Below are 22,917 nucleotides of genomic sequence, written 5' to 3' on the forward strand. Positions count from 1 at the left end.
TCGTCTTCACAGTCTCTCGACCGGTCCCTTACGCCGGATTTCCGCCGCAGCGCAACATCGCGCCGCCGCCCGCCATCCGTCCTGCCGGACCGACCCCCGTTCCGCCGTCCCCTCAGGCCTTCGCCGCGGCAAGCGCGGCCGCCTGCTTCAGCCATTCGTCGCGCGCGATCCGTCCGCGAAATCCCAGCTGCTCGTCGAGCCCCAGGATCTCGGCTTCGGTCAGCGCGGCGATCTGCGCATAGGTCCGGATGCCGAGGCCGTTCAACACCTTCTCCAGCTTCGGGCCAATGCCGCCGATCGCCTTCAGGTCGTCCGGCGCGTCGGGCCGTGCCTGCGCCCTCGGTGCCATGTGCGCTTCCGGCGCCGGGTTCGGCGCAACCGGTTCGGCTGCGACGGGCACCGCTGCGACGCTTTCATCCAGCGCGTCCTGCCGCGGTGCGACGCCCGCCGCGAGCACGGTCAGGCGCTGCGCGACCTCCAGCGAACTCGACACCGCACTCATCCAGACGCCGAAGGCATGGCCCGCCATGCCCGCGCCGAAGGCGGCCATCGCCGCCGACGTCGCGATGTTGCGCTTCACCGCCTCGGCGTCGCCGCCGAAGGCCGAAGGAAGTGCTGCAGCCAGATCGCGGCCGATGTCCTGAAGCTTCGCGTCCATCATCTTCGTCTCGGGCAGTCGCTCGGGTGGCACCGAACCGGTCGACATGGCAAATCTCCTCGTCGCGCTGGTCTCTCGCCCCGGCCGTCTCCTACTACGCGGCCATTCGGCCCGTCGTTGTTACTCCGCCGCCACCAGCACCGGCTCGTGTCGGTGCGCGTTGCGGCTGAACTCGTCGATGCGGCGCTCGATCTCGGGCCGGAAATTGCGGATCAGGCCCTGGATTGGCCAGGCGGCAGCGTCGCCCAGCGCGCAGATGGTGTGGCCCTCCACCTGCTTGGTCACGTCGAGCAGCATGTCGATCTCGCGCTTGTGCGCCTCGCCGCGCACCAGCCGCTCCATCACGCGCCACATCCAGCCGGTGCCTTCGCGGCACGGCGTGCACTGGCCGCAGCTCTCGTGCTTGAAGAAGTAGGAGAGCCGCGCGATCGCCTTCACGATGTCGGTCGACTTGTCCATCACGATCACCGCCGCCGTGCCGAAGGACGACTTCTTCTCGCGCAGGCCGTCGAAATCCATAGGGCAGTCGATGATGTCCTCGGCCTTGACCACCGGGCAGGATGCGCCGCCGGGGATGACCGCGAGCAGATTGTCCCAGCCGCCGCGGATCCCACCGCCGTGCTTCTCGACCAGTTCGCGGAAGGTGATGCCCATCGCTTCTTCGACTGTGCAGGGCGTGTTGACGTGGCCGACCAGCATGAACAGCTTGGTGCCAACATTGTTGGGACGACCGATCGAGGAGAACCAGGCCGCCCCGCGGCGCAGGATGGTCGGCGCCACGGCGATGGACTCGACGTTGTTGACCGTGGTCGGGCAGCCGTAGAGGCCGACGTTTGCCGGGAATGGCGGCTTGAGGCGCGGCTGGCCCTTCTTGCCTTCCAGGCTTTCGAGCAGTGCCGTCTCCTCGCCGCAGATGTAGGCGCCGGCGCCGTGGTGGACGTAGATGTCGAAGTCGTAGCCGTTCTTGTTGCCCTTGCCGATCAGGCCCGCCTCGTAGGCCTCGTCGATCGCCCGCTGCAGCGCCTCGCGCTCGCGAATGAACTCGCCGCGGACGTAGATGTAGGCCGCGACCGCGCCCATGGCGAAGCCGGCGATGAGGCAGCCCTCGACGAGCGTGTGCGGATCGTGGCGCAGGATCTCGCGGTCCTTGCAGGTACCGGGCTCCGATTCGTCGGCGTTGACGACGAGGTAGGACGGGCGGCCGTCGCTCTGCTTAGGCATGAACGACCATTTGAGACCGGTCGGGAAGCCTGCGCCGCCGCGGCCGCGCAGACCCGACGCCTTCATCTCGTTGATGATCCAGTCGCGGCCCTTCTCGATGATCCCGGCCGTGCCGTCCCAGTGGCCGCGCGCCTGCGCGCCTTTCAGCGAGCGGTCGAAGCGGCCGTAGATGTTGGTGAAGATGCGATCCTTGTCAGCGAGCATGGCTATTCACCGATGGTTTCGTGTCGTCGATGGAACGATTGCCCGGCAGAATCATCTGCAGGCCGACGACGAGTGTCGAGAACGAGACGAGGACGGCGGCGAGCGTGTACCAGCCCCCATCGCCGGTGACGAGCCCCGCGCCGATGATCACGACCAGGGCGATCGCCGTCTTCAGGACCGTCATGCGGGCGCATTCGGTCAGCCCGAAACGCCTGTCGCAGGAACTGGCGGAACAGATCGCCATCAGCGGGGCTTCCTGCCGAAGACCCGGATATACTCTTCCTCGCCGCCCTCGGCGAGGGCCTTCGCCTGCGCGACCCAGTTCTCGCGGTCGATGCGGCCCCGGAAGCGCAGATAGCCATCCACCCAGGCCCGTTCCTCGGCCGTCCACGCCGCGATCTGCGCGAAGGTGAAGATACCGATCGAATGCAGGACGCCCTCGATCTTGGGGCCGACGCCCGAGATCATCTGCAACTGGTCCGGCGCAGCGGGACGCGCCATGGCGATCGGGCGGTTGCGGTCATCGAGCGACGGCGCATCGGCCACGGTCGGCTCTGTGGCGGGCGCATCGGCGTCGTCGGCCGCGGCCTGCTGTTCCGCAGCGCCCGCCTTTGTCTTCATGCCTTCTCCCGAAGGAACCTCGGCGTCGGACGGCGTGCGCGACCGGCGCTTGCGGGAAGCCCCCTCGACGAGCGGCTCTGACCGGTCGGCCGCCACGGCGTCTTCCTTCGGGGTCGGCGCGCTGGCAGCCTTCTCGACCTCGGGACTGACCTTGACGTCGGAGGGCGACTTCAGCGCCGGGTTCGTCACCGGGGCGTCGGTCTTCGGCCGCGCGGCATTGGACGGTTCGGACGCGGCGGCATCGGGCTTGAGCTCGGCCGGCGGCGGTGCCGAAGGGGCGGCGCGCGTCGCCTTGAGGACGTTCTTCTCGTCCTTCAGAGCCGTGAAGCCGCTCGCGGGCGCAGAGAACCAGCGGTCCGTCTGCGGCCCGGTCTTCACGGTATCGCCGCGACCTGCCTCGAACTCGTCGATGATGACGGCGAGGCGCTCGGGCGTCAGATCCTCGTAGGTGTCCTTGAAGATCATCACCATCGGCGCGTTGACGCAGGCGCCGAGGCACTCGACCTCTTCCCAGGACAGCGTGCCGTCGGCGTTGGTATGGAACTGGTCGTGGTGGATCTTCGAGCGGCAGACGTCCATCAGTTCTTCCGAGCCGCGCAGCATGCAGGGCGTGGTGCCGCAGACCTGGATGTGGGCGCGTGTGCCGACCGGCTTGAGCTGGAACTGGGTATAGAAGGTCGCGACCTCGAGGACGCGGATGTAGGGCATGGCCAGCATGTCGGCGACATGCTCGATGGCCGCCTTGGTCACCCAGCCCTCCTGCTCCTGCGCCAGCATGAGGAGCGGGATCACCGCGGATTGTTCGCGGCCCTTGGGGTACTTTGCGATCCAGGTCCTGACTTCAGCCGCTTTCGTCTGGTCGAAGGCGAAGGCTGCTGGCTGGACGGCTGGCTCTGCGAGACGGCGGACGGACATGGCGCCCCATGTTTTTGCTGCTTATGTTGCGGCGCGTTCTAACACACGCACCGCAAAAGGCCAGTGCTTCAACGCCGCATATTGAACAGGAAAACAGGCGGCATGGGAGCCGTTTCGCCGCTTCCCGCGCGGCAGGTGAACGATGGGTTGCGATCGTTCACCCGCACAGGCCCGCAAAGAACCGGCTGGCGAGAATCGCGTCGTGCGAAACCAGCGCGGGAACACGCAGAGCCTGCCCCGCCAGCCCGCCGGCGCGCAGCATGTCCATGAGGGCGGCGGCGTGCGCAGCACTCGCAACAGCGAGCGCGCCGTGTCGCGTCCCGGCCGGAGGCGGCGCGAGTCGCATCGCGAAACGCTCCTGCGCGGGCCTTCCCGCCCGCCACCCCATCGCACGGACTTCGGCCAGAACGACGTCGGCGCCGCCCGCAGGCAGGCCGTTGCGCAGCACCGTGCCGAGCAGGTCGCGGCGCGAGCGCAGGCCGAGATCGTCGAGGAGCAGCAGCATGTAGTCGAGATGGCCGGGATAGCGGATCGTCCGAAACACGAGATTGCTGACCCGGGGCGCGACGAGTGCCGCGAGGCCGCCGATGCTGCCGGCGGTGAGGAAGGCCTCGTAGGCGTTCCCGTCGAAGGTGAATTCCTCGCGGCCCGACAGCGGCGGCAGGAAGACGCGCTCGCCTTCGACGATGGCGGCACAGGGGCGGGTGTATTCGGCGAGCAGTCCGTCGAGGTTCCAGATCAGGCCGTAGCCGAGCCGGTTTGTGCGGCTGGCGGGGATCGCACCGACGCGGATATCGAGGTCGCAGCCGGGGTCGAGGCGCGAGGCGAGTTCATGGGCGATCGAATCGACGAGGCCCGGCGAGATGCCGCAGCCGGGCAGGAAGGCGCGGTCGGGCGCGGCGCGGGTGCCGGCGGCGCGGGTCTCGTCGCACGGGTCGCTGAAATCGAGATAGTGCAGTCCGGCGTCGGCCGCGGCACGCGCCAGGCGGGGAGCCAGGCGGTCGGGAACGGCGGCGACGACCAGATCGGTTCCCGCGAGTAACCTGCCGATGTCCTCGCCGCGCGAGACGTCGGCATGCACGGCGGCATGGCCTGCCGCGGCCGCCGTCGCCAGCGCCTCCTCGGTGCAGTCGGCAAGCGTCACGTCCCAATCGCCGGCCAGGAGGTCGGCGAGGCACAGGCCGACCCGGCCCGCGCCGAAGATCGCCACCCTGCCCGCGCGCCGGTCCTGCGTCATCGGTCGAACCTCAATGGTTGAAGCGGGCGACGAAGGCCGCCAGCCGCTCGTTGGCCGGATTGCGGATCGTCTCGGACGGCTTGCCCTCCACGACGATCCGGCCCTCGTCGAGGAACAGGATGCGGTCGGCCACGTCGGCGGCGAAGGCCATCTCGTGGGTGACGATCGCCATCGTCATGCCCCCGTCGGCCAGCCGCCGGATGACGTTGAGCACCTCGCCGACGAGTTCCGGGTCGAGCGCGCTGGTCACCTCGTCGAGCAGCAGCACCTCGGGCTGCATGGCGAGCGCCCGGGCAATCGCCACGCGCTGCTTCTGGCCGCCCGACAGGTGGCTCGGATAGGCGTCGCACTTTTCGGCGAGCCCGACCTCGGCCAGCAGCGCCATGGCGCGCTCCTCCGCCTCGGCGCGCGGTGTCCTGCAGACCACGATGGGCCCCTCGGTGACGTTCTGCAGCACGGTCTTGTGCGGAAACAGGTTGAAGTGCTGGAACACCATGCCGACATGGCGACGCAGCGTGCCGATGCCTGTGGTGCCGTCGCGGTCGCGGAAGGACTTGCCGATCGCGTGGCCACGGAAGATCACGGAACCGCCGGTCGGCTTTTCCATCATGTTGAGGCAACGGATCAGCGTCGACTTGCCCGAGCCCGAAGGACCGATCAGGCCGACGACCTCGCCGCGCGACAGGGAAAGGTCGACGCCCTTCAGAACCTCGAGCCCGCCGAAGGACTTGCGGATGCCGCGCGCCTCCAGGACGGTCGGGGCGCCGGTGTCTCGTGCATTGGTCATCCTGTGCGCTCCATTCTCTCTAGTCGCTGACGCGCAGGCGCCGTTCGATCCAGTCGGCGATCTGGGTGAGCGGGAAAAGCACCGCGATATAGAGCGCGGCCATGACGGTGTAGGATTCCAGCGGCCGGTAGGTCTGGCCGTTCACCACCGCTGCCATGTAGGCGAGGTCGGCGACCGAGATGACCGAGACCAGCGAGGTGTTCTTGAACTGGATGACCGACTGGTTGATGAAGGACGGCAGCATGCGCTTGAAGGCCTGTGGCATGACGATGCGGGTCATCGCCTGCCATGAACTCATGCCGATGGCGGCGGCGGCCTCGCGCTGGCCTTTCTCGATCGACAGGATGCCGCCGCGGAATATCTCGGCGTAGAAGGCGCCGACATAGAGCGACAGCGTCAGCATCGCCGCCACCCGGTTGTCGATCGAGATGCCGACGAGCAGCGGGAAGGCGTAGTAGAACCAGAGCAGCTGCACCAGAAGCGGCGTGCAGCGGAATATCTCCTGGTAGGTCCGCGCGATCAGCGACAGGATCATCCAGCCCGACAGGCGCGCGGCGCAGACGACGAGCCCGATCACAACGCCGAACAGGATGGATCCGAAGGTGTAGACCACCGTCAGCCACAGCCCGTACAGGAACAGGTCCCAGTACTGCCACAGGACGTCGAAATCCCATCTGTACATCATGATCCCCCTTGATCGCGGGCCGCTGTCGCGAACCGAATTGCGTGACGTTCTTCCGCCGCGGGCGCCCTCACCCGACGCTGGCCGCATGCTGCCGCCGGGGCGCGAAGCCCGACGCGCGGTAGCGGCGCAGCGCCGCTTCGAGCAGGCCGAGGTTCTTCGGTTCCATCGGCGTCAGCGGCAGGCGCAGGTCGGGTGCGGCGTAGCCGTCGAGCGCGAGCGCCGCCTTCGCCGGAACCGGGTTCGGCTCGACGAACAGGATCTCCGACAGTTCCGCCAGTTGCTCGTGCAAGGCAAGCGCCCCGGCTGCATCGCCGGCCTGCCAGGCCCGGACCAGCGCGACCATTCCTTCCGGTGCGACGTTGGAGACGACGCTGGTCACACCCACCGCACCGGCGGCGAGGAAGGGAAGCGTCAGCCCGTCGTCGCCGGAATGGATCGGGAAGTCGGCGCCGCACGCACGGCGCAGCCGCGTCACCCGCTCGACCGACCCGCCGGCCTCCTTGATGGCGACGATGTTGTCGTACCGGTCGCGAAGCGCCGCGCAGGTTTCAGTCGCGATCTCCACGCCGCAGCGGCCCGGCACGCTGTAGAGCATGATCGGCAGGCCGGTCGCGTCGGCCACCGCGCCGTAATGCTGCAGCAGCCCGCGCTGCGAGGGACGGTTGTAGTAGGGCGTGACGATCAGCAGCCCGTCGGCGCCCGACGCCTCCGCCCGGCGCACCTTGTCGAGCGTCGCCAGCGTGTCGTTGGTCCCTGCCCCGGCGATGACCATCGCACGCCCGCGCGCGATCCTCACCGTGCGGGCGACGAGGTCGTCGATCTCGTCCTGGCGCAGCGTCGCTGCCTCACCCGTGGTGCCGGCCGTCACCAGGCCGGCGACGCCGGCCGCGATCTGGCGCTCGACCAGCGCCTCGAAGGCGGCGGTGTCGACCCGGCCGTCCCGGAACGGCGTGACAAGCGCGGTGAACACGCCGTCGAGCCTTTTCACGTCGAATCTCATCGTCGTCTCCATCTCAGAGCGTATGAATCAATCGAGGATGCGAAAGAATGCCCACTGAAACCCCTGGGATTCTTGGCTTGCGCTGCGCGGAAACGGGCATTCTTTCACATCCTCTCAGTCGATCACCACACGCGTTTCCGACATCTCGCGGATTGCGATCCGCACGCCCTCGCGGCCGAGACCGCTCGACTTGATGCCGCCGAAGGGCACGTGCTCGGCGCGGAAGTCGGGACCTTCGTTGACCATCACGCCGCCGACCAGGAGATCGCGCGAGAAGCGCTTCACCAGCGCGTGGTCGTTGGTGAAGATGCCCGCCTGGAGGCCGTAGACGCCGGCATTGACCTCGGCGATCGCCGCCGCCGCATCGTCGAAGGATCGGATCGCGATGACAGGGCCGAAGGTCTCCTGGGCAATCACCGGTGATCGCGGGTCGAGGCCGGCAAGGACGGTCGGCTCGACCAGCGTGCCCTGGCCGCCGCCGCCCGCGAGCAGGCGCGCGCCGCCGGCGATGGTCGCCTCGATGCGGTACCGCACCAGGGTCGCCGCCTCCGCGTCGATGACCGGTCCCATGTCGGTGTCGGACGACGTCGGATCGCCGGTGCGGACGGTCGAGACCGCGGCCAGCAGACGCTCGGTGAAAACCGCCTCGATGTCGCGATGGAGGTAGAGACGCTTCACCGCCGCACAGCTCTGGCCGGCAATCTCGAAGCGGTGCGCGACCGCCGTCGCCACGGCCCGGTCAAGATCGGCATCGGGGAAGACGAACAGCGGGTCGTTGCCGCCGAGTTCCATCAGGCAGCGCACGAGGCCCGAGGCGTTCTTCAGTGCCAGGCCGGCCTTGGGGCCGCCCGTGAAGGACAGGAGATCGATCGGTGCGCGGGCAAGCGAGAGCGCGGCCTCGGCGCCGCCATGGACGACCTGGAACAGGCCGTCCGGAAAGCCGGCGTCGATCGCCAGCTCCGCCAGCCGCACGGCGGCCAGCGGCGCCTTCGGCGAGGGTTTCGCCACCACCGCGTTGCCGGCGGCAATCGCCGGGCCGAGCTTGTGGCAGAGCAGATTGAGCGGATAGTTGAACGGCGTGATGGCAGCGACCACACCGGTCGGCTCGAAGGTGATGGTCGCGCGGCGGTCGACGCCGCCCGAAACGATCCCGCAATGCAGCACCTCACCGTCGAGGAATGTCGCCGCATCGCCCGAAAGGCGCAGCGTGTTCTGCGCGCGGCGAACCTCGTTGCGCGCCTCACCGATGGTCTTGCCGACCTCGCGGCAGATCGTCTGCGCCAGTTCCTCGGCATGGTCAGCGATCCGGGCGGCCAGCGCGTCGAGCAGGGTGCGGCGCTCGAAAGGCGTCGAGCGGCGGAACGCGGCCTGCGCCCGGCGTGCAGATGCGACGGCCTGCGCGATCTCGGCCGACGTGCTGCCCGCGACCTCGCCCACGGGCGATCCGTCGAATGGACTGCACACGCGGACGGTCAGAGAGGCGGCCGGCGAGATTTCGGGAGCGGTCAGCGTCATCATGATTCTCGTTGTTCGTCGTCATCGGCGGCCAGGGCAGCGATCGAGACCGGGCGGGCCGGCCAGCGGTCGCGGGCGAGCCGCATTGGGGGCTCTGCGGGATCACCTGGCCTCGCCGCGGCGATGAGGTGCAGCACGTTGTCGGCGCAGAATCGGCCCTGGCAGAGGCCCATGCCGAAGCGGCCGTTGAGCCGGATCTCGCGCGGGCTGAGCTCGCCTTCCGCCAGCATGGCGCGCAGTTCGCTGAAGGTGCGGCCTTCGCAGCGGCACAGGATCGTCTCGTCCGGCAGCGCGGCCAGCGGATCGGCGCCGTCGATCGGGCGGAACAGATCGCCGAGCACCGCCTGCGCCCGCCGCTGCCGCAGGACGGCATCATCGTCGGCGATGGACGGCCCTTGCGTCAGCAGCGCAATCACCTGCCGCGCCGCATGGCGACCGTCGGCGATTGCGGCGCGTATGCCGAGCGCCTCCCGGCAATCGCCCGCCCGCACGACGACGATGTCACTCTCCTCATTGGCCGGCAGACCGAAATCGTTCGGCCGAATGCCGTCATGGAGCGCAATCAGGTCTGCCGCGAGGGTCCGGGTGGCGCCCCGGCGGTCCCGGATTGTCGCGGCCAGCCGGCCGTTGCGCGGCTCGATCGCGGTGAGGCGCTCGCCACGCAGCCACGGGGTCGGGGACGCGAACACGCGCGCCAGATGCCCTGCGGCTTCGGCAACGAGGCCTGGATAGGCGGCGAGGCGGAGCGCTGCGGCCGGCCGCGCGAAGGGATCGCCGGCTTCGATCAGCGCCACCGGCGGGTGGCCGAGCCGGGCCAGATCGGCGGCGAGCGCGATCGTCAGCGGCCCGTTGCCGGCAATCAGGATGTCGCCGGGCGGCGGGCTGCCGCCTTCCTTGAGAATCATCTGCAGACCGCCGGCGGTCATCACGCCGGGAAGCTGCCAGCCGGGACGCGGCAGCACCCGCTCGATGGCACCGACGGCGATGACCAGCGCACGCGGCCGGACGACGAGAACACGGCCCTCGGCGCGGTCGTCGAGCATCGCCAGCCCGTCGCTGTCGAGGCCAAGGAAGACGTGGCGCAGGCGCGGCGCGATGCCGGCCCGTGCGAATGCGTCGACGAGGCGCGACCATTGCCTGCGGCCGCGGGCGTGGACGGCCGTCGGCCGGCCGGCCGGCTGGCGATGATAGGCGCCGCCGAGGGCGTCGCGCTGCTCGGCCAGTTCCACCGACAGGCCTGCGAGGGCCAGTTCGGCCGCCGCCGCGACGCCCGCCGCGCCGCCGCCGATCACCAGCACGTCGCACCTCAGTGGCTGGCGCTCAGTCATGGCCGGCCTCCGGCGCGTCGACGCGCAGACCGTCGCGGGCCGGCGTCAGGCAAGCCTCGACAAGGGTGCCTTCGATGGTCACGAGGCAGTTCTGGCAGGCGCCGATGCCGCAGAAATAGCGCCGCAACCCCCCTTCTCCGGCCGAAAGGTCGCGGACGCCGGCCTTCGCCACGGCAACCGCTATGCTTTCGCCTGTCTCGAAGGTAATCGGCTTGCCACCCCAGAGGAAGTGTCCGCCGCTCATGCCACGAGGCTCCGCTGGCCGAAGCGGTCGGGAGCGAAGGGCCGCAGATCGAGTTCGGAAGGCACACCGGCGACGATTCGTCCGACCGCCTGTCCGACGAGCGGGCCGAGGCAGATGCCGTCGCCCTCGAAACCGGTCGCCACGACAAGATTATCGCGGCCGGGCATGCGCCCGATGATGGGCAGGCCGTCACGCGTGGCCGAGCGCACGCCGGAAAAGACGCGGATGACGCGCAGCCGCGCGAGCGGCGGCAGGAGGCGCACGGCGCTGGCCAGCATGTGGCGGATGGCGGCCAGGTCGTTGCCGGTGTCGGCGGTTTCCTCGCGCGTGCCACCGATCAGGAACTGGCCGGTGCGAAGCGGATCGACCACGAGGCCGAAGCGGCGCGCCGCGGTGCCGGCCGCACCGGCGATGGCGTCCTTGCTGAGCAGGTAGCGGCACGACATCAGCGCGCCCGGCAGCGCGGCATTGAGCGTGGGCGAGCGCTCGGTGACGGCGAGCTGACCCTTGCGCGGCCGCACGATGCCGGACAGTCCGATGAGATCGGCCGACCCGCCGCCGGCGGCGATGACGAAGTGATCGGCCTCGACCCGGCCGCGCGACGTGGCGACGGCGGCGACCGACCGGCCCGAGGCGCTTTCGACGAGGCCGTGCACCGTGGTGTCGCGCTCGACGGCGACGCCGCTGGCCGCGATCAGCCTCCGCACGATCTCGTAGCCGATGGCGTGGCCCTCGTTGCCGACCTCGATGGCGAGCCGCACGCCGCTCGAAACGTCGGGCAGGTAGCGCCTGAGCGCCTCGCCCTCGATGCGGCGGAGCGCCATGCCTTCGCCTGCAAGTGCGTCGGCGTGGCCGGTGAGGCTTTCGACCTCGCTCTCGTCCTCTGCCACCATGACGGTCGGGCGCTGCTTGAACAGGCCGGCAAACAGGCCTTCCTCGTCCAGCTGTCGGTAGAGCGCAATGCCGGCCAGCGCCGTCGTCATCATCGGGCCGGGACGCTTGCTGGCGACGGAGACGGCGCCGTCGGCCGCACCGCTCGCGGCGGCGGCGGGCGCTTTCGCCTCGATCAGCCGGACGCGGAAGCCGCTCTGCGCCAGGAAGTAGGCGGAAGCTGCGCCGACAATGCCGGCGCCCACCACCACCACCGATTTGCCGCCCCTGCCATCCATCGACCGACGCCATCCTTTCGTGCCAGACTTGATTTCAAGCCGGGCTTGTTTTCACGCGAGACTTGTTTTCACGCGAGACTTGGTGACCGGGATTTTCAGCGGCGCGCTGCACGCTGTCGATGCAAGAAGGCAGCCTTGGCTGCGCAGCAAATTTGTAGGGTCGCGGATGAGCAAGGCTGGGAAAGGCAGGGGCGGCGTCAACCTGACGCTCATCCAGACATTCTACGAGGTGGGCAGCCACGGCTCCTTCTCGGGCGCGGCGCGCGAACTCAATATCAGCTACCAGTCCGCCGCCAACCACGTACGCCGGCTGGAACAGATCCTGAAGGCGAAGCTGATCGAGTCCGAGCAGGGCGCCAAGCGCATCCAGCTGACGCCGCGCGGCCGGGCGCTCTTCAACCTGCTGCATCCCGAGTTCGACATCATGCTGGCGCGGTTGTCGAAGCTGCTGGAGAACCAGCGTTCGGCACTCCGGGTGGGGATGCCGCAGGCGATCTTCTTCTATCTCTTTCCCGACGTGCTGAGGATCTTTCGCGAGCGGCATCCGGACATGGAGATCGCGGTCGCCGAGCGCGACACGGTGCTGGCCGAGATGGTCAAGAACGGCAGCCTCGACATCTGCCTCTCCGAGCGCCATTTCGGCGATCCCGTGGTTCCGCAGAAGCTGCTCGGCTCCTACCGGCTGAGCCTCGTCTTTCCCAGCGCCTGGGGTGCCGCCCCTGCGCCCGAGGACGTGCCCGGCTGGAGCACCGGGCGGCCCTTCGTCACCTATGAGCCGGGCCAGACGCTGCGCAACCTGGCGCTCGACTTCCTCGGCCGCGACGGGCCGGCCGCGCAGCCGGCGATCTCGACCTCGGGCAGTTCGTCGGTGAAGCGCTGTGTCGAGACGGGCCTCGGCTTCGCCATCATTCCCTCCTGGTGCATCCGCGACGACGACCAGGGGATTTCGAGCGTCAAGCTCACCAACCTGCCCGCTGTGGGCGTCTATTTCGGCAATGCCGAGTTCCTGCAGAACCACCCGGCGGTGCGCGAACTGTTCGACATCTGCCGCCAGGAACTGGTCGGGCGCGAGCTGGACGAGACCGGCGCGGACGGTCTTTGAACCTGTTTCGATGCCGTCACGCCGGGCCAACCTACAAAAATCGAGATAAGTCCCCGCTATTGTCTAGCATTGTCCCCGCCCCACCCGGGGTTACGCTGCGTCCGGATGTGCACAAATGGCGATCCACCGCGCGAGCGGACCGGGGAACAACAAGGGGTTTGTCGAATGAAGATCCTCAAGACGATTCTGGCGGGCGCGGCGATCGCGCTTGGACTGATGGGCGGAGCGGCGCAGGCGCAGAGCACCGTCGACGAGATCAAGGCGCGCGGCGTGCTGCGCGTGCCGGGCATCCTCAACGAGGTGCCCTACTTCTCCAAGGACCCGCGCACCGGGGAATGGAAGGGCTTCGTCATCGACATGGCGGGCGACATCGCCAAGACGCTGGACGTCAAGCTGGAGGTGGTGGAATCGAGCTGGGCCAACGCCATCCTAGACGTGCAGAGCGGCAAGGTCGACATGGCCTTCGCCGTGACGGCGACGCCGACGCGGGCGCTGTCGGTGTGGTTCTCCGAACCGACCTACTTCAACTCCTTCGTGCTTGTGTCGGCCAAGGCCGAGCTGGAAGGCAAGACCTGGGCCGAGCTCAACGATCCGCAGTACACCTTCGCCGTCGACCTCGGCTCCGCACAGGACCTGATCGCCACGCAGTACCTGCCCAAGGCCAACATGCTGCGCTTCAAGACGCGCGACGAGGCGATTGTGGCGGTGGCGACCGGCAAGGCCGACGGCCTCGTCAACACCATGCTGAACGGGCTGGTGATGACCAAGAAGACCGCCGACCTCGGCTCGGTCATGGTGCCGACGCCGGTGCTGTCGACGCCGTCGGTGGTGGCGGTCAACTACGGCGCCGACGAGGTTTGGAAGAGCTTCGTGTCGGGCTGGGCCGCCTACAACCGCCGCATCGGCAACAACCAGACCTGGATCGTCAAGAGCCTGGAGCCTTTCGGCATCACGCTGGACGACATGCCGGAAGGCTTCGGCTTCGGCGGCTGACGCAGGCGACAAGACAGGCAAAGCCAGGCGGCCGCCCCTCCGGGCGGCCGTCGGCGTCTGGGCGTTGATCGAAGCGGTTTCGGTCCACCCACGACGTGTAGACAGGAATCGGCGTTTGGCGCGGCGGCGACTTCGACCCTGTTGGTAGCGGCTCCCTCAACCATCAGCGGGGCCGGTTCCCCGGCAGTAGAATGCCGCAAATCCGACGCCGGTCTTGACGTCTGCGAATTGCAACGATGGCTTCTCGCCGGAAGTGAACGGCGAATATGATCGTTGCCGTGTATCCCCAGGCCGAAACCGCTGCCCGCGTCTGGGATACAGCTCTAGGCGTGCTTCGCCTTCGTCATGCCGCCGGTGATCGGGGCGCCGATGTCGAGATTGGCGAGGTCGCATCCGCGCAGGAAGTCGCCGATGTGGCGTTCCATCCACAGGCGCGCCTGTCGGTCGTCGCGGGCGGCGATCGCCTCATGGATCTTGCGATGCGCCAGGAGCAGGCGTTCTCCGGCGTTGAGGCGGGCCATCACCTGCGCGAAGGCCGGATAGAACAGTTCGCCGACGGTTTCGCGGCTCAGCTGCAGCGCGCCGTTGCCGGTCGCGGCGGCGACCAGGTTGTGGAATTCGATGTCGAGTTCCACCAGCGCCTCGTGATCGTCCATCCGCTGCTCGGTGCGGCGGATGTTGTCCGCGATCCGGCGCAGGTCGTCCTCGCCGGCCCTGATCGCGGCCGATGCGGCGCAGGCCGGCTCGATAGCGCTCAGCACCTCCCACAACTGCTCGAAGGTCGTCTCCTGCAAAAGGAACGCGGTCTTGATCTGCGCCCCGATCGCCTTGGTCTGCGGCGCGGTGATGCGCAGCTTGTTGCGTCCCTCCTCGCGGCGGATCAGGCCGATCTGCTCCATCACGCGGATCGCCTCGCGGATCGTCGAGCGGCTGACGCCGAAGCGGGTCGCGAGCGAGGTCTCGCTCGGCAGCGCGCCGCCGACGGGAAGGTCTCCGGCAAGAATCTGCCGCTCGAGCTCCCGGGCGATGACCCGGAAGGCGGGTTCCGACCGTCCCCTGGCTTCTGGTTCGGATCCCGCACCGGGATCGCTTCCGTCCGCCATGTCCTGCAAACCCATCAAACCGCCTCGCCTGCCGCTCTCCGTCGCAGTTCGCTTCGCCTTGTCTTGCCTGTCAACGTCTTCGGCAGCGAATCGACGAAGACGATCTCGCGCGGGTACTTGTAGGGCGCCGTCAGCGACTTGCAGTGATCCTGCAGCGCGCGCGCGAGCGAATCGCCGGCCGCCTCGCTATCCCTCGGCAGGACATAGGCCATGACGATCTCCCCCCGTGCCGGGTCCGGCTTGCCCACGACGGCGCATTCGCGCACGGCCGGATGGGCCAGCAGCACGTCCTCGACCTCGCCCGGACCGATCCGGTAGCCGGCGGAGTTGATGATGTCGTCGGCGCGTCCGCGGTACCAGAGATAGCCGTCGCCGTCGCGGACGCCGCGGTCTCCGGTGACGTACCACCGACGGTCCGGACCGTCGCGGAAGCAGGCGGCCGTGCGCTCCGGCTCTTTCCAGTAGCCGAGCATCAGCTGCGGATGCGGTGTTTCCAGCGCGATGTCGCCCTCCTCGCCCGTCGGCAGTTCTCTCCCCGCCTCGTCGATGATCGCCATGCCGCTGCCGGGCGACGGCCGACCCATCGACCCCGGCCTGACCGGCTCGCCCGGACAGTTGAGGACGAGCATCAGCGCTTCCGTCTGGCCGTAGGCCTCCGAGACCGGCATGCCGGCCGCGCGCTGCCAGTGGCCGGCGATGACCGCGCTGACGGCCTCGCCGGCGGACACGGTGCGGCGCAGGGCCGACAGGTCGCGGCACGAAAAATCCTCCTCGGCGACCCGGGCGAGTTCCGTCGCGGGCGCGCAGTAGACGTTGATGCGGTGGCGTTCCAGGAGGTCGAGGCGTGTCGCCGGGTCGAACGGGCCGTCGTAGAAGAAAGCACATGCGCCGCGTGCCCAGGGGCCGAACAGGATGCTGGTGCCCGCCTTGCTCCAGCCGGTGTCGGCGGTGCACCAGATCAGGTCGCCCGGTTCCAGGTCGAGCCAGTAGGCCGCCGAGACCCACCAGGCGTAGAGGCCGCGGGCGGCGTGCAGCACGCCCTTCGGATGTCCCGTGGAGCCGGACGTGTAGTACATGATCGCGGGGTCCTCTGCCGCCACGACGGGCGCCACGAACGCTTCCGGCGCGTCGCGCAGCGCCTCCTCGAAATCATCCCAGCCCGGCGCGGCGCCGACGCTGATGCGGACGTCGATCGCCGCGGCCAGAGCGGCGAACTTGCCGGTCTGGCCGGCCCGGCAGACCACGGCGCGCGCGCCGGAATTGGCGATCCGGTAGGCGAGGTCCCTTTCGGTCAGCATCTCGATGCACGGGATCGGCACCGCGCCGAGCTTCAGTGCCGCGACCACGGCGATCTGCCACTCCGGGATCCGCGGCAGCATGATCAGGACGAAGTCGCCCTTCGCCACCCCGCGCGCCTGCAGCGCGGCGGCCAGCCGGTCCGTCAGCCGGGCCATGTCGGAGAAGGCGTAGCGCCGGACCTCGCCGGCCGCGTCTTCGGCGATCAGGGCCGGCCCGTCGTGATCGCGCGCCATGCGGTCGACGACGTCGACGCCGAAATTGAACGTCGCAGGCACGTCCCAGCGGAAGGCGGCGTGAACCGCCTCGTGGTCGCCGCCGCCGCGCACCAGCGGCACTCCTCCCCCGGTCTGCATCAGATCGCCCCTCCCTCGCGCAAGGCCATGATCTCCTCCGTCGAATAGCCCGCGGCAGCCAGCACCGCCTCGCTGTGTTCGCCCAGGCGCGGCGGCGGCGCGCGCATGTCGCACGGGGTCTCCGACAGCTTGATCGGAAAGCCCAGCTGCGGGACGCGCCCCTCCACCGGATGGTCGATCTCCTGCAGCATGCGGCGATGGACGAGCTGCGGATGGCGGAAGGCCTCCGCCATCGAGTTGACCGGCGACAGCGGGATGTCGGCCGCTTCGGCCAGGGCGACCCATTCGTCGCGGCTGCGGCCGAGCATGATCCGCGCGACAGCCGCGCGCTGGCGATCAGCCTCCTCACCCGCGGGATAGTGCGTCCGCAGGTCGGCAGGGACGTCGGCCAGCGCGCAGAACCTGTCCCAGAAATGCGCTTCCAGGGCGCCGAGCGCGACATGGCGTCCGTCGGCGCAGAGATAGACCGCATAGCAGGGCGCCTGGCCGATGAACGGCCGCTCGCCGCCGCGCGGCTCGATGCCGCCGAAGAGGTAGTCGGCACCGTGCAGCGCCAGCCATGCGACGGTTCCGTCGGTCATGGAGATGTCGACGAACTGGCCCTGCCCCGTCGCGTCGCGCGAGCGGAGCGCGGCCAGGATGCCGGTCGTGGCCATCAGCGAGCCGCCGCCGACGTCGGCGATCGAGAGGCCCGGCACCGACGGCCCCTCGCCCGGCCGTGCAAAGAGCGGCAGCGCGCCGGCGATCGCCAGGTAGTTGAGGTCGTGGCCGGAGGAGAGCCGCATCGGCCCGTCCTGGCCGAAGCCGGAGATGGCACAGTAGACGAGACCCGGATTGTCCTGCCGCAGCGTCTCGTAGGACAGGCCCAGCCGCTCCATGACGCCCGGACGGTATCCCTCGAGGACGACGTCGGCGGCCGCCGCGAGGCGTCGAAACACCGCCTTTCCGGCCTCGGCCTTGAGGTTCAACGTCAGGCTCTTCTTGTTGCGGTTCAAGAGCAGGAAGGAGCCCGATTCCTCCTTGGCCTTCGGTTCCCAGGAGCGGTTGTAGTCGCCGCCGTCCGGGGTCTCGATCTTGACGACCTCGGCGCCCATATCCGCCAGGATCTGCGAGCAGAAGGCGCCAGGCAGGAGCCGCGTGAGATCGAGGACGACCAGGCCTTCGAGCGCGCGGCGCGGCGGTGAAGCCTGCGCGCTCATGCGGCGGTCCAGCCGCCGTCGACGCCGATGGTCTGGCCGGTCACGTAGAGCGACGCGTCGGAGGCGAGGAACACGACGGCACCGGCGATTTCGTCGGGCTGGCCGAAGCGGTGCATCGGCGTGCGCTGGACGATGCGTTCCCCCAGTACCGGATGCGACGCCAGCCCGGCGGTGAGATCCGTCTCGACATAGGCGGGCGCGACGGTGTTGACGCGAACGCCGCGCGGCGCCCAGTCGATCGCCAGCGATCGCGTGAGAAGCTCCACCCCGCCCTTTGAGGCGCAGTAGGGCGCAGTCTTGGCGAGGCCCACCCGGCCGCCGATCGAGGAGATCGTGACGATGCTCCCCGAGCCGGCCTCCAGCATCGAGCGGCCGAAGGCGCGGCAGGTCAGGAAGACGCCGGTGAGGTTGGTGGCGATGATCTCGTTCCACTCGGAAAGCGTCGTATCCTCCGCCTTCTTGTAGATCGCGTTGATGCCGGCATTGTTGACGAGCACCTGCGCGCCGCCGTGCCGCTCCTCGACGATGCGCGCCAGACGCGCGACGTCGTCCTCGTTCGCCACATCGGCCGCGATCGCGTCGACGGTCGCGCCGGAACCGGCCATCTCGGCTGCGGCGGCGTCGAGCGTCGCCTGGGTCCGGCCGGTGATGACGACGGTGGCGCCATGCGCGGCGAGCGCGGCGGCGATGGCCTTGCCGATGCCGCGCCCGCCGCCGGTGACGACGCAGACGCGGCCCGAAAGATCGAACATCGACGGGATGCCGGCGGTCATGAACGCTTCTCCCGCATGCGGCGGGCGAGCGACCAGCGATGGACCTCGGAGGGGCCGTCATAGACGCGGAAGGCGCGGGCATCCCGGAAGAAGCGCTCGATCACGGTATCGCGGGTGAGCCCCAGCCCGCCGAGGATCTGGACGCAGCGGTCGGCGACGCGCCAGATCGCCTCCGAGCAGATCACCTTGGCGCGCGAACTCTCCGCCCCGCCGCGCGCGCCCTGGTCGAGCAGCCAGGCGGTGTGCCAGATCGCGAGCCGCGCCGAATAGATGTCCATGTCGTTGTCGGCGAGCATGAAGCCGACGCCCTCGTGCTCGATCAGCGGCTTGCCGAAGGCGGTGCGGCGGTTGGCGTAGTCGCGGGCGATGTCCTGCGCCCGCACCGCGGCCCCCAGCCAGCGCATGCAATGCGTGAGGCGTGCCGGCGCCAGGCGAACCTGCGCATAGCGGAACCCCTCCCCGACGGCACCCAGCACGTCCCCTTCCGGCACGAAGAGATCGTCGAAGCGGACGACCCAGTGGCCGCCGGTGAAGGTGGAATCCATGCTGTCGAGCTGGCGCTCGAGCACGATCTCGGGCTGGTCCATGTCGGCGAGGAACATGGTCGCCTTGCCCTCGTGCTGGCCGGACGCCATGCGCGCCATGACGATGGTGAAGGCGGCGCCCTGCGCCCCGGTGATGAGCCATTTGCGGCCGCGGATGCGGTATCCGCCGGCGACCGGCTCGGCCACGGTCTCCAGCAGCGACGGATCGGCACCCGCACCCATGGGCTCCGTCATCGCGAAGCAGGAGCGCGTCTCGCCGGTTGCCAGCGGCCGCAGCCAGCGCTCGCGCTGCCCGTCGTCGGCCACGACGTGCATCAGGTGGATGTTGCCCTCGTCGGGCGCCGCGCAATGCAGGGCGATCGGGCCGAGCATGGAATAGCCGGCGGCCTCGAAGGCGACCGCACGGCCGAAATGGCCGAGGTCGCGGCCGCCATACTCGACCGGCGCGTGCGGCGCGAGAACGCCCGCCTCGCGCGCCAGGGCCACGAGCTCGCGGCGGAAATCCTCGGTCGGGCCGTGCGAGGTCCAGCGCGGATCGTCCTCCAGCGGAATGATCCGGTCGCGCACGAAGGCGCCGATCTCCTCGGCGAGGGCCGCCAGATCGGGCGGAACGGTGAAATCCATGACAATCCTCCTCAGAGCGGCCGGTCGATCGAGGCCAGCGTGAAATCGACGAGATCGGCGCCGAGCCTGGAAAAGCCGGCATAGCGCTCGTCGCCGACGCTGCCGCTCGCCCAGTTGCGGTGCAGTTGAATGAACACGATGCCGAGCTTGAACAGGGCGAGGATCCGCCAGGCCTGGAGGTCGTGCAGCGGACGGCCGGTCGCCGCCGCATAGGCGTCCGCCACCTCCGCGCGCCGCAGGAACCCCTCTCTCGCGGTGGGCATCTGCGCCAGGCGGTGCATGCAGTCGGGATCGCCCGGCTCTGCCCAGTAGCTGAGCAGCGTCGCGAGGTCCATCGACGGATCGCCGCGGGTGCCCATGTCCCAGTCGAGCACGGTGGTGATGCGCCCGTCGCCGTCGAGCATGCAGTTGTCGAGCTTGAAGTCGGAGTGCAGCAGCGTCGGCGCCAGGACCGCGGGCTCGCGGCGCGAAAGCCAGGCGCCGATGCGATCGACGGCGGCCTGCGTCTGCGCATCCGGGGCGACCTGGCTGCCGCGGCGCTGCCAGCCCGCCGCCGTGCGCGCATAGAAGCCGTCCGGCCTGCCGAAATCGCCGAGCCCGACCCGCGAAGGATCGACGGCATGGAGGGCGGCCAGCGTCTCGACGAGCCTGTGCGACAGCAGCCGGCACGCCGCCGCGTCGAATCCCGTCGGCAGACGGTCGCCGCGGATCGACAGGCCGGTGCGGTATTCGAGCAGCTGGAACGGCACGCCGATGACGGAGATTTCCTCGCACAGATGGAAGCTGCGCGGCGCCTGCGGGAAGGCCTCTCCCAGACGCGACAGGATGCGGTGCTCGCGGCGCATGTCGTGCGCGCCGGGCGGCAGGGGACCCATCGGCGGACGCCGGAGCACCGCCTTCGATCCGTTCACCGAGACGAGGTCGTTCAGGTTGGACAGGCCGCCGGACAGCCGCACGGCGCCCGCAGCGACATCGAGCGCCAGACCGTGCAGGGCCAGATGCGCCGCCACGGCCCGAAGATCGAGGCCCGGTGTTCCGGCGCCATCGGCTGTCAGCGTCTCGTCAACGGGAGATTGGGACACCCGCTCCTCCATAATTGTCTGACAGAAATTCGACGAGCCGGCAGCCATTGTCAATCCGGATCAGGAGCGTCTTCGGTAAGGATTGAATATTTGGGCCGAGGGCTTGTCGGTTCTGATGAGCGAGGATAGGTTTTCCTCCGGTTCTGTCTGACATTGTCATCGCTCTCGGGAGGTTGGAATGAATGCGTTTCTGGTCGAGCCCCAGTGGCTGGAGGAAAGGCTCGGCGCGGCCGGCATCGTGGTGCTCGACTGCTCCTGGTACATTCCGGAGGCAGGCAAGAGCGCCCGCGACGAATTCGAACAGGGACACATTCCCGGCGCCCGATTCTTCGACCTCGATCGCGCTTCCGATGCCGGCTCCGCCTACGTGAACATGCTGCCGTCGGCGGACGATTTCACGCGCGTGGCCGGCGACCTCGGCGTCGGCAGCGACAGCCTCGTGGTCGTCTATGATTCGAGCTACGTCTCGACCCGGGTCTGGTGGATGTTCCGCCACTTCGGCCATGACAATGTGCGGGTGCTGAACGGCGGCTGGAAGCGCTGGAAGGCCGAGGGGCGACCGGTGGAGAGCGGATCCGCCTCGCCATCCGCGGCGACGGACTTCACGGCGCGCGAGCCGTCCGGCGACGTTGCGACCTGGCGCGAGGTGCTTGCCGCCATCGAGACCGGTTCGGCGGTCGTGGCTGACGCGCGAACGAAGGAGCGCTTCACCGGCGAATTGCCGTCCGGCTATCCGGGCGTGGCGGGCGGCCATATGCCGGGCGCGATCAACGTGCCCTGGGGGCGGATGATCCCGCAGAGCGGCGACTTCACCTTTGTATCGCCACAGCAGGCGGAGGCGATCTTCCGCGAAGCCGGCGTCGACGTCGACCGGCCGATCATCGCGACCTGCGGCTCGGGCGTCACGGCCGCCATCCTCGCCTTCCAGCTCGCCCGGCTCGGCAAGACCGACTGGACCCTCTACGACGGCTCCTGGCACGAATGGGGCCAGCGCGACGACCTTCCCAAGGAGACGACCTGACCATGGACGCAACACCACGACCGGCCTCCATCGACAGCATTCTTGTCAAGGCCGGCCGCGAACACGGCCGCAGCGCGATTGCGGTCAATCCGCCGGTCCACCGCGCCTCCACCTATCTGTTCGAGACGCTGGCCGATTTCGAGACCGCGTCGAAGACGCCCTTCGACGGACCCTTCTACGGCCGCGTCGGAACGCCGACGACCTTCGCCTTCGAGCAGGCCGTGTGCGAACTGGAGGGCGGGCACCGGACCATCGCGACCTCGTCCGGCGTGGCGGCGATCGGAGCCGCGCTGCTGGCCTTTCTCGACCGGGGCGACCATGTCCTGGTGGTCGACACGGTCTACGAGCCAGTGCGCCGCTTCTGCAACAGGATGCTGGCGCGGCTGGGCATCGAGACGACGTTCTACGACCCGGCGGCGGGCGACGACATCGCCGGGCTCGTCCGGCCGAACACGCGCGTCATCTATCTGGAATCGCCGGGCTCCGGCACGTTCGAGATGCAGGATCTGCGGGCGGTCGTCGCGGTGGCGCGCGAGCGCGGCCTGCGCACGATCATGGATAACACCTGGGCAACGCCGGTCTTCCTGCAGCCGATCGCGCTCGGCATCGACGTGTCGGTGCAGTCGGCCACCAAATACATCGTCGGCCATTCGGATGCGATGCTGGGAACGGTGACGACGACGGCCGAGACCTACGACGCGGTGCGCCGCTCGACGCAGGACCTCGGTGCCTGCGCGGGTTCGGAGGAATGCAATCTCGGCCTGCGCGGGCTTCGCACGCTGGGTGTGCGGCTGCGCCGGCACGAGGCGTCGGCGCTGACGCTCGCCGCCTGGCTGGAGGACCAGCCGCAGGTGGCGCGGGTGCTGCATCCGGGCCTGCCGTCCTTTCCCGGCCACGCGCTCTGGAAGCGCGACTTCTCGGGCGCCTGCGGCCTTTTCTCCGTGGAACTCCTGCCGTGCGAGCCGGCGTCCCTGCGCGCAATGGTGGACGGGCTCCGCCATTTCGGCATCGGCTTCAGCTGGGGCGGCTACGAGAGCCTGGTGCTGCCGGTCCATCCCGAGACCCGGCAGATCGCCAGGTGGGACGGCAAGGGGCCGGTGCTGCGGCTGCACGTCGGCCTCGAGGCCGTCGAGGACCTGCGCGACGATCTGGCCGAGGGTCTGGCCCGCCTTCGCTCCGCCTAGACTTTCGCGAGGACCGTACCCGTCCGGCCGTGCCGGACGGGTGAAAGACGCCGAG

General features: G+C 69.2%; 22 protein-coding genes. 4 read left to right on the top strand and 18 right to left on the bottom strand.

The features are described 5' to 3' along the window. Positions 1-112 precede the first annotated feature (112 nt). From N1F91_RS21925 to N1F91_RS21980, 12 genes are all read right to left on the bottom strand, one after another. On the bottom strand, positions 113-706 hold the full coding sequence (locus tag N1F91_RS21925) for an NADH-ubiquinone dehydrogenase (protein WP_289995432.1): 594 nt from the start codon (positions 704-706) through the stop codon (positions 113-115). Between the two features lie 72 nt (positions 707-778). Next, positions 779-2,083 carry an NADH-quinone oxidoreductase subunit NuoF gene (nuoF, locus tag N1F91_RS21930; RefSeq protein ID WP_289995434.1) on the bottom strand — a complete coding sequence of 435 codons (1,305 nt, stop codon included), beginning with the start codon at positions 2,081-2,083 and terminating at the stop codon, positions 779-781. After that, positions 2,073-2,327 (bottom strand): hypothetical protein, encoded by a 255-nt coding sequence (locus N1F91_RS21935; protein WP_289995436.1) that lies wholly within the window; start codon positions 2,325-2,327, stop codon positions 2,073-2,075. The genes nuoF and N1F91_RS21935 overlap by 11 nt, the downstream gene beginning before the upstream one ends. After that, positions 2,327-3,619, bottom strand: coding sequence for an NADH-quinone oxidoreductase subunit E (locus N1F91_RS21940; RefSeq protein WP_289995437.1), 1,293 nt, complete (start codon positions 3,617-3,619; stop codon positions 2,327-2,329). Before N1F91_RS21940 ends, N1F91_RS21935 begins: the two co-directional genes overlap by 1 nt. A gap of 157 nt (positions 3,620-3,776) precedes the next feature. Beyond that, entirely contained in the window at positions 3,777-4,856 is a 1,080-nt protein-coding gene (locus N1F91_RS21945; protein WP_289995440.1) for a saccharopine dehydrogenase NADP-binding domain-containing protein, read from the bottom strand. Between the two features lie 10 nt (positions 4,857-4,866). Continuing rightward, a complete protein-coding gene (locus N1F91_RS21950) occupies positions 4,867-5,643 on the bottom strand; it encodes an amino acid ABC transporter ATP-binding protein (RefSeq protein ID WP_289995442.1) in 777 nt (258 codons plus the stop codon). Positions 5,644-5,662: 19 nt separating this feature from the next. Then, positions 5,663-6,328, bottom strand: coding sequence for an amino acid ABC transporter permease (locus N1F91_RS21955; protein WP_289995443.1), 666 nt, complete (start codon positions 6,326-6,328; stop codon positions 5,663-5,665). A 67-nt stretch (positions 6,329-6,395) separates the two neighbouring features. Continuing rightward, positions 6,396-7,328 (bottom strand): 4-hydroxy-tetrahydrodipicolinate synthase, encoded by a 933-nt coding sequence (gene dapA / locus N1F91_RS21960; protein ID WP_289995444.1) that lies wholly within the window; start codon positions 7,326-7,328, stop codon positions 6,396-6,398. Positions 7,329-7,442: 114 nt separating this feature from the next. Continuing rightward, positions 7,443-8,846 (bottom strand): aldehyde dehydrogenase family protein, encoded by a 1,404-nt coding sequence (locus N1F91_RS21965; protein WP_289995446.1) that lies wholly within the window; start codon positions 8,844-8,846, stop codon positions 7,443-7,445. After that, complete coding sequence (locus N1F91_RS21970) at positions 8,843-10,171, bottom strand: FAD-dependent oxidoreductase (RefSeq protein WP_289995448.1); 1,329 nt, start codon at positions 10,169-10,171, stop codon at positions 8,843-8,845. Before N1F91_RS21970 ends, N1F91_RS21965 begins: the two co-directional genes overlap by 4 nt. Then, positions 10,164-10,415, bottom strand: a complete 252-nt coding sequence (locus N1F91_RS21975; protein ID WP_289995449.1) for a 2Fe-2S iron-sulfur cluster-binding protein — start codon at positions 10,413-10,415, stop codon at positions 10,164-10,166. Before N1F91_RS21975 ends, N1F91_RS21970 begins: the two co-directional genes overlap by 8 nt. Next, positions 10,412-11,584, bottom strand: a complete 1,173-nt coding sequence (locus N1F91_RS21980; RefSeq protein WP_289995450.1) for an FAD-binding oxidoreductase — start codon at positions 11,582-11,584, stop codon at positions 10,412-10,414. The genes N1F91_RS21975 and N1F91_RS21980 overlap by 4 nt, the downstream gene beginning before the upstream one ends. 166 nt (positions 11,585-11,750) lie before the next feature. Here N1F91_RS21980 and N1F91_RS21985 point away from each other — a divergent pair, with 166 nt between their 5' ends. Together N1F91_RS21985 and N1F91_RS21990 are read left to right on the top strand one after the other, a co-directional pair. Then, positions 11,751-12,686 carry a LysR family transcriptional regulator gene (locus N1F91_RS21985; RefSeq protein ID WP_289995451.1) on the top strand — a complete coding sequence of 312 codons (936 nt, stop codon included), beginning with the start codon at positions 11,751-11,753 and terminating at the stop codon, positions 12,684-12,686. A gap of 165 nt (positions 12,687-12,851) precedes the next feature. Continuing rightward, positions 12,852-13,679 (top strand): transporter substrate-binding domain-containing protein, encoded by an 828-nt coding sequence (locus tag N1F91_RS21990; protein WP_289995452.1) that lies wholly within the window; start codon positions 12,852-12,854, stop codon positions 13,677-13,679. Positions 13,680-14,002: 323 nt separating this feature from the next. Here N1F91_RS21990 and N1F91_RS21995 read toward each other — a convergent pair whose 3' ends face one another. From N1F91_RS21995 to N1F91_RS22020, 6 genes are read right to left on the bottom strand one after another with little or no spacing between them, the layout of a single operon-like run. Continuing rightward, positions 14,003-14,797, bottom strand: a complete 795-nt coding sequence (locus tag N1F91_RS21995) for an FCD domain-containing protein (RefSeq protein WP_289995453.1) — start codon at positions 14,795-14,797, stop codon at positions 14,003-14,005. Then, positions 14,797-16,434, bottom strand: coding sequence for an AMP-binding protein (locus N1F91_RS22000; RefSeq protein ID WP_289995454.1), 1,638 nt, complete (start codon positions 16,432-16,434; stop codon positions 14,797-14,799). The genes N1F91_RS21995 and N1F91_RS22000 overlap by 1 nt, the downstream gene beginning before the upstream one ends. Then, complete coding sequence (locus N1F91_RS22005) at positions 16,434-17,633, bottom strand: CaiB/BaiF CoA-transferase family protein (protein ID WP_289995455.1); 1,200 nt, start codon at positions 17,631-17,633, stop codon at positions 16,434-16,436. Before N1F91_RS22005 ends, N1F91_RS22000 begins: the two co-directional genes overlap by 1 nt. Continuing rightward, positions 17,630-18,406, bottom strand: coding sequence for an SDR family NAD(P)-dependent oxidoreductase (locus N1F91_RS22010; protein ID WP_289995456.1), 777 nt, complete (start codon positions 18,404-18,406; stop codon positions 17,630-17,632). Before N1F91_RS22010 ends, N1F91_RS22005 begins: the two co-directional genes overlap by 4 nt. After that, a complete protein-coding gene (locus N1F91_RS22015; protein WP_289995457.1) occupies positions 18,403-19,575 on the bottom strand; it encodes an acyl-CoA dehydrogenase family protein in 1,173 nt (390 codons plus the stop codon). The genes N1F91_RS22010 and N1F91_RS22015 overlap by 4 nt, the downstream gene beginning before the upstream one ends. An 11-nt stretch (positions 19,576-19,586) precedes the next feature. Beyond that, complete coding sequence (locus N1F91_RS22020) at positions 19,587-20,657, bottom strand: phosphotransferase family protein (RefSeq protein WP_289995459.1); 1,071 nt, start codon at positions 20,655-20,657, stop codon at positions 19,587-19,589. Positions 20,658-20,835: 178 nt separating this feature from the next. On the opposite strand from N1F91_RS22020, the gene N1F91_RS22025 reads away from it, so the two are divergent. Together N1F91_RS22025 and metC are read left to right on the top strand one after the other, a co-directional pair. Continuing rightward, positions 20,836-21,678, top strand: a complete 843-nt coding sequence (locus N1F91_RS22025; protein ID WP_289995461.1) for a sulfurtransferase — start codon at positions 20,836-20,838, stop codon at positions 21,676-21,678. A 2-nt stretch (positions 21,679-21,680) separates the two neighbouring features. Beyond that, positions 21,681-22,862, top strand: a complete 1,182-nt coding sequence (gene metC, locus N1F91_RS22030; RefSeq protein WP_289995463.1) for a cystathionine beta-lyase — start codon at positions 21,681-21,683, stop codon at positions 22,860-22,862. Positions 22,863-22,917 lie beyond the last annotated feature (55 nt).

The sequence above is a fragment of the Aquibium sp. ELW1220 genome, assembly GCF_030398385.1.
Taxonomy (GTDB): domain Bacteria; phylum Pseudomonadota; class Alphaproteobacteria; order Rhizobiales; family Rhizobiaceae; genus Aquibium.

What these genes read in the sequence shown, in the direction of transcription:
- N1F91_RS21925 (WP_289995432.1), bottom strand. Translation starts at nt 706, where the DNA reads ATGTCGACCGGTTCGGTGCCACCCGAGCGACTGCCCGAGACGAAGATG.
- nuoF (WP_289995434.1), bottom strand. Translation starts at nt 2,083, where the DNA reads ATGCTCGCTGACAAGGATCGCATCTTCACCAACATCTACGGCCGCTTC.
- N1F91_RS21935 (WP_289995436.1), bottom strand. Translation starts at nt 2,327, where the DNA reads ATGGCGATCTGTTCCGCCAGTTCCTGCGACAGGCGTTTCGGGCTGACC.
- N1F91_RS21940 (WP_289995437.1), bottom strand. Translation starts at nt 3,619, where the DNA reads ATGTCCGTCCGCCGTCTCGCAGAGCCAGCCGTCCAGCCAGCAGCCTTC.
- N1F91_RS21945 (WP_289995440.1), bottom strand. Translation starts at nt 4,856, where the DNA reads ATGACGCAGGACCGGCGCGCGGGCAGGGTGGCGATCTTCGGCGCGGGC.
- N1F91_RS21950 (WP_289995442.1), bottom strand. Translation starts at nt 5,643, where the DNA reads ATGACCAATGCACGAGACACCGGCGCCCCGACCGTCCTGGAGGCGCGC.
- N1F91_RS21955 (WP_289995443.1), bottom strand. Translation starts at nt 6,328, where the DNA reads ATGATGTACAGATGGGATTTCGACGTCCTGTGGCAGTACTGGGACCTG.
- dapA (WP_289995444.1), bottom strand. Translation starts at nt 7,328, where the DNA reads ATGAGATTCGACGTGAAAAGGCTCGACGGCGTGTTCACCGCGCTTGTC.
- N1F91_RS21965 (WP_289995446.1), bottom strand. Translation starts at nt 8,846, where the DNA reads ATGATGACGCTGACCGCTCCCGAAATCTCGCCGGCCGCCTCTCTGACC.
- N1F91_RS21970 (WP_289995448.1), bottom strand. Translation starts at nt 10,171, where the DNA reads ATGACTGAGCGCCAGCCACTGAGGTGCGACGTGCTGGTGATCGGCGGC.
- N1F91_RS21975 (WP_289995449.1), bottom strand. Translation starts at nt 10,415, where the DNA reads ATGAGCGGCGGACACTTCCTCTGGGGTGGCAAGCCGATTACCTTCGAG.
- N1F91_RS21980 (WP_289995450.1), bottom strand. Translation starts at nt 11,584, where the DNA reads ATGGATGGCAGGGGCGGCAAATCGGTGGTGGTGGTGGGCGCCGGCATT.
- N1F91_RS21985 (WP_289995451.1), top strand. Translation starts at nt 11,751, where the DNA reads ATGAGCAAGGCTGGGAAAGGCAGGGGCGGCGTCAACCTGACGCTCATC.
- N1F91_RS21990 (WP_289995452.1), top strand. Translation starts at nt 12,852, where the DNA reads ATGAAGATCCTCAAGACGATTCTGGCGGGCGCGGCGATCGCGCTTGGA.
- N1F91_RS21995 (WP_289995453.1), bottom strand. Translation starts at nt 14,797, where the DNA reads ATGGGTTTGCAGGACATGGCGGACGGAAGCGATCCCGGTGCGGGATCC.
- N1F91_RS22000 (WP_289995454.1), bottom strand. Translation starts at nt 16,434, where the DNA reads ATGCAGACCGGGGGAGGAGTGCCGCTGGTGCGCGGCGGCGGCGACCAC.
- N1F91_RS22005 (WP_289995455.1), bottom strand. Translation starts at nt 17,633, where the DNA reads ATGAGCGCGCAGGCTTCACCGCCGCGCCGCGCGCTCGAAGGCCTGGTC.
- N1F91_RS22010 (WP_289995456.1), bottom strand. Translation starts at nt 18,406, where the DNA reads ATGACCGCCGGCATCCCGTCGATGTTCGATCTTTCGGGCCGCGTCTGC.
- N1F91_RS22015 (WP_289995457.1), bottom strand. Translation starts at nt 19,575, where the DNA reads ATGGATTTCACCGTTCCGCCCGATCTGGCGGCCCTCGCCGAGGAGATC.
- N1F91_RS22025 (WP_289995461.1), top strand. Translation starts at nt 20,836, where the DNA reads ATGAATGCGTTTCTGGTCGAGCCCCAGTGGCTGGAGGAAAGGCTCGGC.
- metC (WP_289995463.1), top strand. Translation starts at nt 21,681, where the DNA reads ATGGACGCAACACCACGACCGGCCTCCATCGACAGCATTCTTGTCAAG.